The 538-nt window shown below is 73.8% G+C and carries 1 protein-coding gene; it reads right to left on the bottom strand.

Annotation, left to right across the window (positions count from 1 at the left end):
- Nucleotides 1-106: 106 nt before the first annotated feature.
- Nucleotides 107-538, bottom strand: a 432-nt coding sequence (locus tag FAF44_RS53600; RefSeq protein ID WP_237111183.1) for a DUF5915 domain-containing protein, incomplete at its 5' end; no start/stop codon positions are given.

Raw genomic sequence — 538 nt, 5'->3', positions numbered from 1 at the left:
CTGCGCTCGGGTGCCACCGTCATGGTCGAGGCGGACGAGCTCGGCGAGGTCATGCTCGGCCCCGACGAGGTGATCGTCAACGAGCAGCCCCGCTCGGGCCGGACGGTCAGTCGCGGCGGAGCTGGAAGGTGAGGCCGAGGTCGGCGTCCGAGTGGGACGGGAGGCCGTCGGCGGTGCCCTCCGTGATGCCGGTCGCCAGGACCTCCTCGCCCACCACGTGGCCCTCCGAGCGCAGCGCCGCCGCCAGGTCGGGGCCGGTGGCGGTCCACCACAGGTGGATGCGGTCGGTGATGGACAGGCCGGTCGACTTGCGGGCCTCCTGCACCAGGCGGATGACCTCGCGCAGCAGGCCGGCGCGGCGCAGCTCGTCGGTCAGTTCGAGGTCGAGGGCCACCGTCTCGCCGGTGCCGGTGCCGATGGCGCCGGTCTCCACCGCCCAGCCCGAGCGGGGCTGCTCGTTGACGATCACCTCGTCGGGGCCGAGCATGACCTCGCCGAGCTCGTCCGCCTCGACCATGACGGTGGCACCCGAGCGCAG

Source organism: Nonomuraea sp. MG754425, assembly GCF_021699195.1.
Lineage (GTDB): Bacteria > Actinomycetota > Actinomycetes > Streptosporangiales > Streptosporangiaceae > Nonomuraea.
Note: the sequence above shows the minus strand (reverse complement) of the source record. Positions and strands in the feature narration are given on the sequence as shown.